Source organism: Thioalkalivibrio sp. ALJ21, from assembly GCF_000378605.1.
Lineage (GTDB): Bacteria > Pseudomonadota > Gammaproteobacteria > Ectothiorhodospirales > Ectothiorhodospiraceae > Thioalkalivibrio.
Genome location: NZ_KB905156.1, coordinates 483,312 through 497,303, shown reverse-complemented (window position 1 = coordinate 497,303; position 13,992 = coordinate 483,312). Strand labels below are relative to the sequence as shown.

At 64.8% G+C, this 13,992-nt stretch carries 11 protein-coding genes and 1 tRNA gene; 7 read left to right on the top strand and 5 right to left on the bottom strand.

Annotation, left to right across the window (positions count from 1 at the left end):
* Positions 1-120 precede the first annotated feature (120 nt).
* Together F579_RS0108395 and F579_RS0108390 are read left to right on the top strand one after the other, a co-directional pair.
* On the top strand, positions 121-501 hold the full coding sequence (locus F579_RS0108395; RefSeq protein WP_019023614.1) for a DUF5362 family protein: 381 nt from the start codon (positions 121-123) through the stop codon (positions 499-501).
* Between the two features lie 111 nt (positions 502-612).
* The gene (locus tag F579_RS0108390; protein WP_019023615.1) at positions 613-1,680 is read left to right on the top strand and encodes a diguanylate cyclase; all 1,068 of its coding nucleotides are present in this window, start codon (positions 613-615) and stop codon (positions 1,678-1,680) included.
* Between the two features lie 59 nt (positions 1,681-1,739).
* On the opposite strand, the gene F579_RS0108385 is transcribed toward F579_RS0108390, so the two are convergent.
* Positions 1,740-2,399: a hypothetical protein gene (locus F579_RS0108385; protein ID WP_018138206.1), complete on the bottom strand. Its 660-nt coding sequence runs from the start codon at positions 2,397-2,399 to the stop codon at positions 1,740-1,742.
* Between the two features lie 153 nt (positions 2,400-2,552).
* Positions 2,553-4,442 carry a phosphomethylpyrimidine synthase ThiC gene (thiC, locus tag F579_RS0108375; protein WP_019023616.1) on the bottom strand — a complete coding sequence of 630 codons (1,890 nt, stop codon included), beginning with the start codon at positions 4,440-4,442 and terminating at the stop codon, positions 2,553-2,555.
* A 543-nt stretch (positions 4,443-4,985) separates the two neighbouring features.
* Between thiC and F579_RS0108370 the strand changes: the two genes are divergently transcribed.
* Positions 4,986-5,666, top strand: a complete 681-nt coding sequence (locus tag F579_RS0108370; protein ID WP_017926480.1) for a TIGR00153 family protein — start codon at positions 4,986-4,988, stop codon at positions 5,664-5,666.
* A 27-nt stretch (positions 5,667-5,693) separates the two neighbouring features.
* The gene (locus F579_RS0108365) at positions 5,694-6,950 is read left to right on the top strand and encodes an inorganic phosphate transporter (protein WP_019023617.1); all 1,257 of its coding nucleotides are present in this window, start codon (positions 5,694-5,696) and stop codon (positions 6,948-6,950) included.
* A gap of 101 nt (positions 6,951-7,051) precedes the next feature.
* On the opposite strand, the gene moaA is transcribed toward F579_RS0108365, so the two are convergent.
* Entirely contained in the window at positions 7,052-8,056 is a 1,005-nt protein-coding gene (gene moaA, locus F579_RS0108360; RefSeq protein WP_019023618.1) for a GTP 3',8-cyclase MoaA, read from the bottom strand.
* A 229-nt stretch (positions 8,057-8,285) separates the two neighbouring features.
* On the opposite strand from moaA, the gene F579_RS0108355 reads away from it, so the two are divergent.
* From F579_RS0108355 to F579_RS0108345, 3 genes are all read left to right on the top strand, one after another.
* Positions 8,286-11,192 carry a molybdopterin oxidoreductase family protein gene (locus F579_RS0108355; RefSeq protein ID WP_019023619.1) on the top strand — a complete coding sequence of 969 codons (2,907 nt, stop codon included), beginning with the start codon at positions 8,286-8,288 and terminating at the stop codon, positions 11,190-11,192.
* A gap of 67 nt (positions 11,193-11,259) precedes the next feature.
* A complete protein-coding gene (locus F579_RS0108350) occupies positions 11,260-11,955 on the top strand; it encodes a 4Fe-4S dicluster domain-containing protein (RefSeq protein WP_018175142.1) in 696 nt (231 codons plus the stop codon).
* Between the two features lie 25 nt (positions 11,956-11,980).
* A complete protein-coding gene (locus F579_RS0108345; RefSeq protein ID WP_019023620.1) occupies positions 11,981-13,030 on the top strand; it encodes a DmsC/YnfH family molybdoenzyme membrane anchor subunit in 1,050 nt (349 codons plus the stop codon).
* Between the two features lie 133 nt (positions 13,031-13,163).
* Here F579_RS0108345 and F579_RS15450 read toward each other — a convergent pair whose 3' ends face one another.
* Positions 13,164-13,298, bottom strand: a complete 135-nt coding sequence (locus F579_RS15450) for a hypothetical protein (protein ID WP_019023621.1) — start codon at positions 13,296-13,298, stop codon at positions 13,164-13,166.
* Positions 13,299-13,790: 492 nt separating this feature from the next.
* Positions 13,791-13,867 (bottom strand) — tRNA-Arg (locus F579_RS0108335).
* Positions 13,868-13,992: the final 125 nt, after the last annotated feature.

The window sequence follows — 13,992 nt, the reverse complement described above, 5'->3', positions numbered from 1 at the left end:
TGCGCAGCTGCGGTGTACCGCCCGAGTATGCCTTTCGCCCCGATGGCGAACAATGCGCGGTGCCCCGGTCAGGCTGCTATGCTCGAAACCGTTACCAACCCAAAGGGCAGGAGTATTCGCATGGAAGCACAATCGACAGCTAATCCGCAGCTTCGCGAACTGATCGAACCGCTGGTCCGCGGCAAGTTCTGGATGCAGTTGATCGGCGTGATGCTGATCATCTCGGGCGTGCTTACCGCCCTGTCCATTGTCGGCATCCTGATTGCCTGGATCCCGATCTGGGCCGGAGTGGTACTGATGCAGGCGGCAGGCGCCGCGCAGCGTGCGTTCGATAGTGCCGACCCGCTGGAGATCAAGTACGCACTGAGCCGGCTGCGCATCTACTTCACCATCTTCGGCGTGCTGCTGCTGATCTACCTGGCCCTGATGATCGTCGGCATGCTGTTCGGCATTGGCGCTGGCATGATGGGCCTCGGCGCCATGGGCGAACACATGCAGTAACCGCAGGGCCATCTCCCGCCCGGAACGGCTTCCGCAAGCCGGGGTCATAACGGCCGACCCTGGCAAGCAAGGAACAGGATCTTGGATATAGCAAGGCGACTGCGGGGACGGATGGATCCGCTATACGCGGAGGGCGAGGACACACGGCGAGGGTTTGCGGCCTGGCTGCGTGCCACGCGCATTCCGCAGGTGCGCTACATCGCGTTTCTGACCGCTGCGCTATATCTGTTGTATGCCGCCATCGAGCAGACGGTAGCCGTCGATGCGTCGGGCCAGCGGCTGCTGGCCCATGGCTTGCTGGTGCCCGGCATGTTGCTGGCCGTGGCGGCGATGACTTTCCGCGCGTCGCTCCAGCGTCCGATGTGGGCCTTGCTGATTATCGCGCCAGTGGTCGCGAATGCCGCCAACCTCTACCTGAATGCCGGTTCGCCACAGTTTCTGGTGTTCGCCCCCGAGATCTATCTGAGCATCATGTGGACCTTTGCGATCTCGGGCCTGGCCCTGCGTCAGGCCGCACTGGCCGCTACCGGGATCGTGGTGCTGGTCGTGGCGGCCAGTCTCCTCCAGACCCTGGAGGCCGGCTTGCTACAGCTGCACCTGCTGTGGGTGCTGGCGGCGTTTTCGTTTGGTTGCCTGAGTGCCTTCGTGCTGGAACGAGCCCTGAAACTTACCTTCCTGCAGCAACGGGAGCTGGCGCATTCGGCGCAGGTCGACGAGCTGACCTCATTGTCGAATCGTGCGCATATCGAGCAGTTGTTCGAGGAGGAGTGTGCGCGCACCGAGCGCTATGGCCAGCCATTTTCTGTGATCCTGATCGACATCGACTACTTCAAGGCCGTGAACGATACCTGGGGCCACAGGACCGGTGACACGGTCCTCAAACAGTTCGCCGAGCTTCTGCGCCAGAACCTGCGCAAGGTGGATGCCATTGGGCGTATTGGCGGCGAGGAATTCTTCGTGCTGCTGCCACAGACCGACGCCGAGCAGGCGCAGGCGGCGGCCCGCGACCTGCAGGCCCGGATCAACGCCTTTGACTTTGACGCCGTCGGGCGGCGCACCGCGAGCTTCGGTGTGACCGAATACCGCCCGGGCGAGCGCCGGGTCGATACCTTCGACCGGGCCGACCAGGCCCTGTACGCGGCCAAGAAGAACGGCCGCAACCGCATCGAGGTGCGTTGAGCCCGGACAAGGGCACAGTAGTGGTTTTCCGACGGCCGTTGGTGTGGCCGGTTAGCGTGTTATCGAGGGCCGAAGTGAAAGCGGACACCGGTGCCGATGAAATTGGAACCGCTGGCATCGCTGACCACACCAAAGACGCCGGAGCGGTGATGGATACGCAGGAAGGCCTCCCAGGAACTGTCTCGTGACGCGGACGGCGCGAAGGTGACTTCGGCCATCATGAACGCCTGGGTGCGGCTGGGGCGGCGATCCTCGATGACCGGATCGCCGAAGGCACGCGAGGGGCCGATGCCCCAAGCGGCCGAGGTGTCCACCAGGTGGTCCCAGGGGAAGCGGGTCCAGCGCAGGTTGGCGGCCGCGTTTAGTTCGAAGTGATCCTGCTGACCCCAGTGCCGGGCGACATTGATCTCGCCTTCGAGATGCAGATGGTCACTGAAGCGGTGGAGGCGGCGAGAGATGCCCACGGCCGCCAGGTGCGAGTCCTGCATCGCGGTCTGGAACTGGAGGATCTCGACGAAGCGGGTGTCGGTCCAGCGAGCGCCATAGGCGAAGACCGAGATGTCTGGCCGCTGCTGCACGGCCGCTCCGTCGTCTCGGGCTGTGGCCGCCCCAATCTGACAGGCGGCCAGCAACGCGGCGAGGGCGCTGGCGCTGCGATAGCGGCTGGCGGTCGCGATGCCGTGGTCCTCCTGGCGGTACTTGTGCCGGGCGCAGTACAACAAGCGTAGACGTCCATTCTGCGCGGGGCGAGCGATCGGTTAGTGGCTCGTCACAGAACCCGCCTCCCCGTCAGCCGATAACGCCGCCATGATCGCCTCTTGCGATTGAATCAGCGTGTCCCGGGCTGCCACCCGGGTTTCGTTGTTGGGGCCTCAGGTCTTCCGGTAGATCTCCGCGCCCTTCTCGACGAATTCCACCGCCTTCTCCTGCATGCCCTTCTGCAGGGCCTCGTCAGCGCTGATGCCCTGGGCCGCGGCATAGTCGCGCACGTCCTGGGTGATCTTCATCGAGCAGAAGTTCGGCCCGCACATGGAGCAGAAGTGGGCGACCTTGTGGGCCTCCTTGGGCAGGGTCTCGTCGTGGAATTCGCGCGCGCGCTCCGGGTCCAGTGCCAGGTTGAACTGGTCCTCCCAGCGGAACTCGAAGCGTGCCTTGGACAGGGCGTTGTCCTGCAGCTGCGCGCCGGGGAATCCCTTGGCCAGGTCGGCGGCGTGGGCGGCGATCTTGTAGGTGATGATGCCGTCGCGCACGTCCTGCTTGTTGGGCAGGCCCAGGTGTTCCTTCGGTGTCACGTAGCAGAGCATCGCGGTGCCGTACCAGCCGATGTTGGCCGCGCCGATGCCGGAGGTGATGTGGTCGTAGGCCGGGGCGATGTCGGTCACCAGCGGGCCGAGGGTGTAGAACGGCGCCTCGAAGCAGTCCTCCAGCTCCTTGTCGACGTTCTCCTTCACCTTCTGCAGCGGGACATGGCCGGGGCCCTCGATCATCACCTGCACGTCGTGCGCCCAGGCCTTCTGCGTCAGCTCGCCCAGGGTCTCCAGCTCGCCGAACTGCGCGGCGTCATTGGCATCGGCCAGGCAGCCGGGGCGCAGGCCGTCGCCCAGCGAGAACGAGACGTCGAAGGCCTGCATGATCTCGCAGATCTCGTCGAAGTGGGTGTAGAGGAAGTTCTCCTGGTGATGCGCCAGGCACCACTTGGCCATGATCGATCCGCCGCGGGAGACGATGCCGGTCACGCGGTCGGCGGTCAGCGGCACGTACTGCAGGCGCACGCCGGCATGAATGGTGAAGTAGTCCACGCCCTGCTCGGCCTGCTCGATCAGGGTGTCGCGGAACAGCTCCCAGGTCAGGTCCTCGGGCTTGCCGTCGACCTTCTCCAGCGCCTGGTAGATCGGCACGGTGCCGATCGGCACCGGCGAATTGCGCAAGATCCACTCGCGGGTCTCGTGGATGTTCTTGCCGGTGGACAGGTCCATCAGGGTGTCGCCGCCCCAGCGCGCGGACCACACGAGCTTCTCCACCTCTTCCTCGATCGAGGAGGTGACCGCGGAGTTGCCGATGTTGGTGTTCACCTTCACCCGGAAGTTGCGGCCGATGATCATCGGCTCGAGCTCCGGGTGGTTGATGTTGGCGGGGATGATCGCGCGACCGCGGGCAATCTCGTCACGCACGAACTCGGGGGTGATTTCATCCGGGATGGAGGCGCCGAATGATTCACCGGCGTGTTGCCGCAGCAGCTTCCGGTAGCGCGGGTCGGCGCGCAGCTCCTGCAGGCGGTTGTTCTCCCGGATCGCGACGTACTCCATCTCCGGGGTGATGATGCCCTTGCGGGCGTAGTGCATCTGCGAGACGTTCGCGCCGGCCTTCGCGCGGCGCGGCGGGCGGATGTGCTCGAAGCGCAGGCGGGCCAGTTCCGGGTCCGCGGCGCGGGCGCGGCCGTACTCCGAGCTCGGGCCGTCCAGCCACTCGGTGTCCGCGCGTTCGTCGATCCACGGGCCGCGCAGGTCCGCCAGGCCCCGGTGCAGGTCGATGCTCGCCTCGGGGTCGGTGTAGGGGCCGGAGGTGTCGTACACCGGGATCGGCGGGTTCTCCTCGGGCGTGCCGGAGGTCATCGTCGGCGTCTGCGCGACCTCGCGATACGGCACGCGGATGTCCGCGCGCGACCCCTCGACGTAGCGCTTCTCGGAGTTCGGGAACGGGCGGGTGACCTCCGCGGAGACCTCGGCGGTCTTGCGGGCAAACGACTCGGGGATGGCGCTCATGATCGGACCTCTGCTGTCGCGTGAGGCGAAGGGAGCGCGGGCAGGGCGATCGCGGGGGCAGGGACCCCGGGTACAGCAGACCGTTGACCGAGCTTCCCTCCGCCGGTGTTAACCGGTTCAGGTGCGGGGAAACACGGACCAATGTACACGCTCGCGCTCGAGTCGCTTTTGCGTGCGAACAAGGCGCGGCGACTGCCGTGCAGTCATTCTGCACAAGGGAGCCGCAACGCCGTGCGCGCGCAAAAGCGGCCGAGCCCCTTGGGGTTGGTACCCCAGGTTCCCCGATCCTGCGTTGCGTCGCTTGCGGGTAGAACCACTACCCGCTGCCCGACGCGCCTTGTCTCGGAAAACCTGGGCCACCAACGCGAGTGTGTACATTGGTCCGTGTTTCCCTAGGGGACTCTCTCAGCCCGATATGTGGTACGGGCACCCCCAGCTCTGATCGCGAGTGTAGCGCACGCGGCGCAGATTCGCCTGCAGGCGACAGGGTATCGAGGGTTGTTTTGCGGTACATTGCGCCTTTGTGACATCCTTCGCGCCGCCATGAGCCCCAAGAACTTCGTCTTCGAACTGTTTGGCCGTTCGCCAGTGCGCCCCCTGCAGGCGCACATGGAGAAGGTGCGTGCCTGCATTGCCGAACTCCCGCCCTTCATCGAGGCCATGGCCCGAGACGACTGGGACACCGCGCGCGTACAGCAGAGGAAGATCGTCAAGCTCGAGCACGAGGCCGACCGCCTGAAGAAGGACCTGCGGCTGCACCTGCCCAAGGGCATGATGCTGGCGATGTCACGTCGCGACGTGCTCGATACCCTGCTGATCCAGGACCGTATCGCGAACATGGCCAAGGACATCGCGGGGTTGATGCTCGGACGTCAGATGCAGTTCCCGGCCAACATGCAGGATCCGTTGCAGCGCTTTCTGGATCGCAGTGTGGATGCGGTCAATCAGGCCGGGCGCGCGGTCAACGAGCTGGACGAGCTGGTCGAGGCGGGCTTCCGCGGGCACGAGGTCGAGGTGGTCAACGACATCCTCACCGAGCTGGACCAGATCGAGCACGAATCCGACGAGGCCCAGCGCGAGGTGCGCGAGATCCTGTTTGCCCAGGAGGCGGAGTTGCCCCCGGTGAACGTGATCTTCATGTATCGCGTGATCGACTCCATAGGCGAACTGGCCGATCTGGCCCAGCGCGTAGGCAGCCGCCTGCAGCTGATGCTGGCCAAGTAACCACCCGCACCACGTACCGAGGACCGCATGGAATACGGCACCCTGCTGCTCGGCCTTGCAGTCATCTTCGGGCTCTTCATGGCCTGGGGCATTGGCGCCAACGATGTCGCCAACGCAATGGGTACCTCGGTCGGCTCGCGGGCCTTGAACATCCGCCAGGCGGTCTTTGTGGCCGCGGTGTTCGTGTTCGCCGGGGCCTGGCTGGCCGGCGGCGAGGTCACGCAGACCATCCGCAGCGGGATGGTGGACGCGGCACTGCTCGCGGACAGTCCCTCGCTGCTGGTCTACGGGATGCTCGCGGCGCTTGCGGCGGCCGGCACCTGGCTATTGACCGCCTCCTATTTCGGCTGGCCAGTCTCCACCACGCACTCCATCATCGGCGCGATTATCGGCTTTGCGGTGGTGGGCCTCGGATTCGAGGTGGTGCGGTGGGAGCGTGTCGGGACCATCGCGATCTCCTGGGTGCTGTCCCCGATGATCGGCGGGATGATCGCCTTCGCGCTATTCCGCAGCATCCAGTTGCTGATCCTCGATACCGTCGACCCGCTGAAGAACGCCAAGCGCTGGGCGCCGCTGTATATCTTTCTGACCGCCTTCGTGACCGCGCTGGTCACGATGTTCAAGGGGCTGACGCACGTCGGGCTGGACCTGACCACCGGCCAGGCCTACGGCCTCGCCGTGCTGATCAGTGTGGCGGTGGTGGTGGTCGGGCTCTTCGCGATCCGGCGCCTGCGGTTCGAGGAGGTCACGCCGCAGGCCCATGGCTCGCATTTCAGCGATGTCGAGAAGGTCTTCGGCGTGATGATGGTCGTCACCGGCTGCGCGATGGCCTTCGCGCTGGGCTCCAACGATGTCGCGAACGCGGTCGGGCCGCTGGCCGCGGTGGTGGACGTGATCCAGACCGGCGAGGTGGACCCGGAGACCGTGGTGCCGATGTGGGTCCTGCTGCTGGGCGGTTTCGGGATCGTGTTCGGGCTGTTCACCTATGGCCACAAGGTGATCGCCACGGTCGGCACCGGCATCACCCAGCTCACGCCCAGCCGCGGTTACGCGGCCACCGCGGCGGCGGCCGCGACCGTGGTGCTGGCCTCCGGTACCGGGCTGCCGATCTCCACCACCCATACGCTGGTGGGGGCGATCCTCGGTGTCGGCATGGCGCGCGGGATCGCCGCGATCGACCTGCGCCTGGTGCGCATGATCTTCATGTCCTGGATCGTGACCCTGCCGGCCGGGGCGATCCTGGCCATCGTGTTCTTCTTCATCCTGCGCGGGGTGCTCGGCTAGTCGGCGTTTACCGGGCCGCACCAGCGCCCAGCCCGGGTGCCTCAATAGAAAGGCCCGTCCAGTGAGACGGGCCTTTCTTTATGGGGCGCTTTGCGGTGACGTCAGCCGCCGGTCATGGACATGAACCGCATGACCTTCTCCGGGCGTTCCGAGAACTCGTGACGCTCGGGCTTCAGGTTGATCGCCTGGATCACAAGCTCTTCGAGCTCCGAATCGCTGCTGCCTTCGCGCAGATAGGGACGCAGGTTCAGGCTGTGGTCGTTGCCCAGGCAGGTATAGATGGTGCCGTCCACCGACAGGCGCACGCGGTTGCAGGTGTCGCAGAAGTGCTGCGAGATCGGGGTGATGAAGCCGATGCGCACGTCGGTATCCGGGATTTGCATGTAGCGCGCCGGACCGCCGCCGGGCATCACGCCGGGCACTAGGTTGTAGCGCTGCTCCAGACGGGCGCGCACATCCTGCAGGTTCACGTAGTGACCCTCTTTCGCCTCGCGGCCGGTGTCGCCCATCGGCATGGTCTCGATGAAGCGCAGGGTGAAGCCGTGTTCGATGCAGAAGTCGACCATGTCCTCGACTTCCGGCTCGTTGATCCCGCCCATTACCACCATGTTGATCTTGATCGGGTCGAGCCCGGCGGCCTTGGAGGCCATCAGTCCGTCCAGCACCTTGTCCAGCTTGCCGCCGGTGATCTCCTTGAAGACCTCCGGCTTGAGCGAGTCGAGGCTGACGTTGATGCGGGCGACCCCGGCGTCCTTCAGCTCCCGGGCGTGGCGCGCCATCCGCGTGGCATTGGTGGACAGCGAGATGTCGTCGATGCCGGGCAGCGCGTTCAGCCGTGCGGCCAGGTCCGGGAGGTTCTTGCGTACCAGTGGCTCGCCGCCGGTCAGGCGCACGCGGCGGGTGCCCAGCCGCCCGAAGGCCCCCATCACCCGCTCGATCTCCTCGAAGCTCAACCAGTGGTCCGGCTCCTCGAAATCACGAAAGCCCTTGGGCATGCAGTAGAAGCAGCGCAGGTCGCAGCGGTCGGTAACCGATAGGCGGACATATTCGATGCGGCGGCCAAAGGCGTCGACCAGCGCATTCTCATCCTTGAGGGGTTCTTCCATGGGGTGTCCCGTCCTGCCGATGGGGGCGATATGTTTCATGGTACACATCGTAGACCACTTTTCCGCGATTGCCACAACAAGGCCCCAAATTCGATGCGGCAATAAATAAATTCTCTTATAGATTATTTTTGCTTATCCATAGATAAGAACTTTTCGTTGGTCAAAAGGCTTCTTTATGGCCAATATGCCCAGCGTGAATAAGCAAACCATTATCTATGGGGTCGCCTGAATGAGTGCCTTACCCGAGTTCGAGAACCACAGCGAGCAGGAGATCAAGTACACCACCTGCTACATGTGTGCCTGCCGCTGCGGCATCAAGGTTACGGTCCAGAACAACAAGGTCCGCTATATCCAGGGCAATCGGCATCACCCGATCAACAAGGGTGTGCTGTGTGCCAAGGGCAATGCCGGCATCATGAAGCAGCAATCCCCGGCGCGCCTGCACCAGCCGATGCGCCGCAAGCCGGGCACCGAGCGTGGCGCCGGCGAGTTCGAGCCGATCTCCTGGGACGAGGCCCTGGACATGCTGTCCACGCGTCTGCAGAAGATCCGCGAGACCGACCCGCGCAAGCTGGCGTTTTTCACCGGCCGCGACCAGATGCAGGCCCTGACCGGTCTTTGGGCGACCCAGTTCGGTACCTACAACTGGGCGGCCCACGGTGGCTTCTGTTCGGTCAACATGGCCACCGGCGGTCTGTACACCACCGGTTTCGCGTTCTGGGAATTCGGCGACCCCGACTGGGACCGCACCAAGTACCACATGCTCTGGGGCGTGGCGGAAGACCATGCCTCCAACCCGATCAAGATCGGGCTGGAAAAGCTCAAGCGCCGCGGCGGCAAGTTCGTCGCGATCAACCCGGTGCGCACCGGCTACCAGGCAATCGCCGACGAGTGGGTGGGCATCAAGCCCGGTACCGACGGCCTGTTCGCGCTGTCGATGCTGCACGTGCTGCTGAAAAACGACCAGTTCGACTGGGACTTCCTGGTGCGCTACACCAACGCCACCCAGCTGGTCGTGCAGACCCCGGGGCAGAAGGGCGATGGCCTGATCCTGCGTGACGAGGCCGGCAATCCGCTGGTCTGGGAGCTGGAGCAGGAAGCGTTCGTTGACGGCACCCAGGTCGACATCAAGCCGGCGCTGTTCGGCGAGTACACCGCGCCTGACGGCCGCCCGGTCAAGACTGTAATGACGCTGCTGGCCGAGCGTTACCTGTCCGAGGAATATGCCCCGGAAAACACTGCCAAGATCACCGGCGTGCCGGCCGACCAGACCGAGCGCCTGGCGCTGGAGATGGCCCACGTCGCGTTCAAGGAGACGATCGAACTCGACATCGAGTGGACCGACTCCTGGGGCCGCAAGCACGACAAGGTGTTCGGCCGTCCGGTGTCCATGCACGCGATGCGCGGCATCTCCGCGCACTCCAACGGCTTCCAGACCTGCCGCGCGATCCATCTGCTGCAGATCATGCTGGGCTCGGTGGACTGCCCCGGTGGTCACCTGGCCAAGCCGCCGTACCCCAAGCACGTCCCGCCGGGCATCAAGCCGGCCAAGGAATGCGCGCCGAACACCCCGCTGAAGAGCCCGCCGCTCGGTTTCCCGACCGCGCCGGAGGACCTGGTCATCGATGACGATGGCAACCCGCTGCGCATCGACAAGGCCTTCTCCTGGGATGCGCCGATCTCCAACCATGGCCTGATGCACATGGTGGTGACCAACGCGGTCAACGGCGATCCCTATCCGATCGACACGCTGATCTTCTTCATGGCGAACATGTCCTGGAACTCCTCGATGAATACCGCCGAGGTAATGGACATGCTGCGGGCCAAGGACGAGAGCGGCGAGTACAAAATCCCGTTCCTGGTGGTCGCGGATGCGTTCCACTCGGAGACGGTCAACTTTGCCGATCTGGTGCTCCCGGATACGACCTATCTGGAGCGTTACGACACCATCTCCATGCTGGACCGCCCGATCTCCGAGCCGGCCGCGGCGGCGGATTCCATCCGCCACCCGATCCTCGAGGTCGACCGCGACGTGCGTCCCTGGCAGGAGGTGATGGTCGAGCTGGCCGGCCGCCTGAAGTTCCCGGCGTTCACCAACGACGACGGCAGCCGCAAGTTCGAGGACTACAAGGACTTCATCGTCAACTTCGAGAAGGAGCCGGGCATCGGCTTCCTGTCCGGCTACCGCGGTAAGGATGGCAAGACCCACCTGCGTGGCGAGCCGAACCCGAAGCAGTGGGAGGCGTACATCGAGAACCAGGGGTTCTTCGTGCACCACCTGGCGCCGAACCAGCAGTTCTACCGCTTCGCCAACAAGGAGTACCTGGAGCTGGCCAAGCACGCCGGCTGGGTGGGCAAGACGGATCCGATCACGATCGAGCTCTACTCCGAGACCCAGCAGCGCTTCAAGCTGGCCGGCCAGGGCCTGTATGACGGTCCGCAGCCGACCAAGCAGGAGCACAAGGATCGCCTGACCCAGTTCTTCGATCCGCTGCCGATCTGGCACAAGCCGCTGGAGCAGACCCGTATCGACGAGGACGAGTACCCGTTCTACGCGGTCAACCAGCGCCCGATGTTCATGTACCACTCCTGGGATTCGCAGAACGCCTGGCTGCGCCAGATCTGCGCCCAGAACTACCTGTACATGAACCGTGGCAAGGCGGAGTCCATGGGCATCGAGGACCTGTCCTGGGTGTGGATGGAGTCGCACAACGGCCGTGTCCGCGTGCAGGTCAAGCTGATCGAGGGCTGCGAGCCGAGCACCGTCTGGACCTGGAACGCCATCGGCAAGCAGAAGGGCGCCTGGGGCCTGAAGCCGGAGGCGAACGAGTCCAACAAGGGCTTCCTGATGAACCACCTGATCAGCGAGCTGCTGCCGAAGAAGGGCGATCCGGTGGACAACATCACCAACTCCGACCCGGTGACCGGCCAGGCCGCGTGGTACGACCTGAAGGTCAAGATCACCCCGGCCGATCCGGAAGAGACCAGCACCTGGCCCGATTTCGACACGGTCAAGCCGGCCCCCGGCATGTCCGAGGCCCCGGACCAGCTGCGCTACGCCGCGCACAAGCCGGTGCACCTGAATCGTTCCATCCGTGACGTGCTGACCCGCGGCTCGCTGGACGAAGACCGCTAGGTATCACGGATCCGGGCCATGCCGCCGGCCCCGGCCGGCGGCCCGAGGAAATTTGAGGAGTAGTTGTATGCGACTTGGACTCGTAATCGACATGGACACCTGCGTGGGCTGCCACGCCTGCGCGGTGGCCTGCAAGCAGTGGAACACCAGTGGCACCACCGGTGCGCTGACCGACTATCGCCCGTACGGCGAGGATCCGAGCGGCGTCTGGTTCAACCGTGTGCGCCACTACGAGGTTGGGGATTACCCCAACAACAAGACCGTGAACATCCCGATGTCCTGCATGCACTGCCAGCATGCCGACTGCGTGAATGTCTGCCCGACCGGCGCCTCCTACAAGCGTCCGGAAGACGGCATCGTGCTGGTCGACCAGGACAAGTGCATGGGTTGTAACTACTGTGCCTGGGCCTGCCCCTACGGTGCGCGCGAGCTGGACCGCGAAGACGGCGTGATGAAGAAGTGCACGCTGTGCGTGGACCGCATCTACGACGAGGCCCTGCCGCCGGAAGAGCGCCAGCCGGCCTGCGTGATCACCTGCCCGGCGCATGCCCGGTTCTTCGGTGACTTCGACGACGACAACTCCGAGGTCAGCCGCCTGGTGCGCGAGCGCGGCGGTGTGAAGCAGATGCCGGAGTTGGGCTACAAGCCGGTCAACACCTATCTGCCCCCGCGTATCACCCGTCCCATCCCCATCGACGACGTGCGGGCCAACCGCCTGGTCAGCTCGGTGAAGGATTGGGTCAACAAGATGGTCGCGCGCTAGGCGCGGCCCGATCGGGAGAATTCATATGCATCCGGCATTTTCCGTCATCCTGTTTACCGTCATCTCCGGTGCGGGCTATGGCCTGTTCATCCTGCTGGCGGCCTTCCATCTCGCGGGCATCGGCCCGGCCATGAGCCACGGCGAGCTGCTGGCGCACGGCGTGGCGTCACTGGGTCTGATCACCCTGGGTCTGGTCTTCTCGACCGGCCACCTGGCGAACAAGAAGAACGCCTGGCGCTCGTTCATGCGCTTCAAGACCTCCTGGCTGTCGCGCGAGGCCGTGTTCGCGGTGCTGTTCTATCCCTTCGCCGGCATCTACGGCCTGGGTGTCCTGCTGCAGGGCGCGGCCATCGGCCCGCTGCCGGCCATGGCGGGCCTGATCGCCGCCGTGCTCGCCGTGATCACCCTGTTCTCCACGGGCATGATCTACGGCTGCCTGAAGACCATCCGTCAGTGGAACACCGCGCTGACCCCGGCCAACTACATTATGCTGGGCATCGCGACCGGTACCACGCTGTTTGCCGCCATTGCCACCGTGTTCGGCAATGCCACGGCGATGCATGCGGGTGTCGCGATGGTCGCGCTGGTTTCTGCCGCCGTCCTGAAGGCGATCTACTACTTCTGGATCTCGCGTGTGAATGGCCCGACGATCAACACCGCAACGACCTTCAACCGGGCGACCGTGCGTCTGCTGGATACCGGCCACACCGCCGGCACCTTCCTGACCGACGAGTTCGGCTACGACCCGCGCAAGGACACCATCGACAACGTGAAGATGGGCGTCTTCCTGCTCGGCTTTGTGGCCCCGGTTCTGGTGTTCGCGTCGATCCTGTCGGGTGCCCCGGCCGGCATCGCCTGGCTGGCCGCCGTCTCGAGCCTGATCGGCATCGGCATGGAGCGCTGGCTGTTCTTCGCCGAGGCCAAGCACGTCGTGCGCCTGTACCACGGTGCCCAGACCTGCACCAACTCCCTGGCCGAGCCGGCTCGCGGCCGTACCTCGGTCGCGCCGGTCACGGACCCGACCGACGCACGTCGCTGGGAGCTGGGGGACACCCCCGGGGGCTCCGGCTCCTGATGCCAGTCGGCCTTCGGCGGTTACCGGGCGCAGCGGCCGGGTGACCGTCGAGGGTCTCGTCAGGGAATACCCAACTGAAAACGGGCCAGCATGCTGGCCCGTTTTTTATGGTGCCTGGTTTCCCCGCGGCGGGTTACTTCGCCCGGTCGTCCTCGTGCATGCCATGCAGGATGAAGTACCCGACATACACGAAGAACGCCACGATGCCCACCAGGGTCAGGATCGTCAGGATCCCGATGGGCGATTGAAACATGATTTCCGTCAGCATCACGCACTCCCGGTTGCAGTGGTCACCTTCAAGCTAGCGCTGCTGCCGGGACTTCGATTTGATCTGGATCAAGGGAGTGGCGGCATTTGCCGTTCAGGATGCCGGATCGCTTGGCTGGTCGAGCGAGGCCTGTTGGAGGCGGCCCGATAGTGCGCCCGAGAGGGTGAGCCGGGGTTTCGCGAAGCACGGCTTCGCGCCGGCGAATGTTCCGGGGCTATCGCCGAGGGGGTGACTTGCGATGCCGTGCGCGCTGCGCAGGCCTTGATTTCGACGGGGGCGCGGCGTTGGGCTCGGGGGTGTTCAGGCGTCGCGCCCGAGAGGATGGCTTTGCAGCCTGTGGCGGCTCGGTCCTCCGGACCGGTGCAGCCATTGGCTGCACCGCGATGTCGGCCCGCTTTGCGGGCCTCGATTCGAACGGAGGTTCGAATCGGGCTCCCGGGGCACACCCCCATAAAGAATAAGGGCCCGCTAAGGGGCCCTTATTCTTTATGATGGCGCGCCCGAGAGGATTCGAACCTCTGACCTCTGCCTCCGGAGGGCAGCGCTCTATCCAGCTGAGCTACGGGCGCAAGACGGGTAATGATACGGGGCGCCGAATGGGTCCGTCCAGCGCATTTTTTGACTGCCCTACTGGGTTTGTGGTCTCGAGCGGGACGATGCCCTATACTCGGCGCCCGATTTGCGCGCCAGGCGC

Bases quoted from the DNA above. Each gene is read 5' to 3' on its own strand.
- F579_RS0108345 (WP_019023620.1), top strand. From the start codon at position 11,981: ATGCATCCGGCATTTTCCGTCATCCTGTTTACCGTCATCTCCGGTGCG.
- F579_RS0108350 (WP_018175142.1), top strand. From the start codon at position 11,260: ATGCGACTTGGACTCGTAATCGACATGGACACCTGCGTGGGCTGCCAC.
- F579_RS0108365 (WP_019023617.1), top strand. From the start codon at position 5,694: ATGGAATACGGCACCCTGCTGCTCGGCCTTGCAGTCATCTTCGGGCTC.
- F579_RS0108370 (WP_017926480.1), top strand. From the start codon at position 4,986: ATGAGCCCCAAGAACTTCGTCTTCGAACTGTTTGGCCGTTCGCCAGTG.
- F579_RS15450 (WP_019023621.1), bottom strand. From the start codon at position 13,298: ATGCTGACGGAAATCATGTTTCAATCGCCCATCGGGATCCTGACGATC.
- F579_RS0108355 (WP_019023619.1), top strand. From the start codon at position 8,286: ATGAGTGCCTTACCCGAGTTCGAGAACCACAGCGAGCAGGAGATCAAG.
- thiC (WP_019023616.1), bottom strand. From the start codon at position 4,442: ATGAGCGCCATCCCCGAGTCGTTTGCCCGCAAGACCGCCGAGGTCTCC.
- F579_RS0108390 (WP_019023615.1), top strand. From the start codon at position 613: ATGGATCCGCTATACGCGGAGGGCGAGGACACACGGCGAGGGTTTGCG.
- F579_RS0108395 (WP_019023614.1), top strand. From the start codon at position 121: ATGGAAGCACAATCGACAGCTAATCCGCAGCTTCGCGAACTGATCGAA.
- moaA (WP_019023618.1), bottom strand. From the start codon at position 8,056: ATGGAAGAACCCCTCAAGGATGAGAATGCGCTGGTCGACGCCTTTGGC.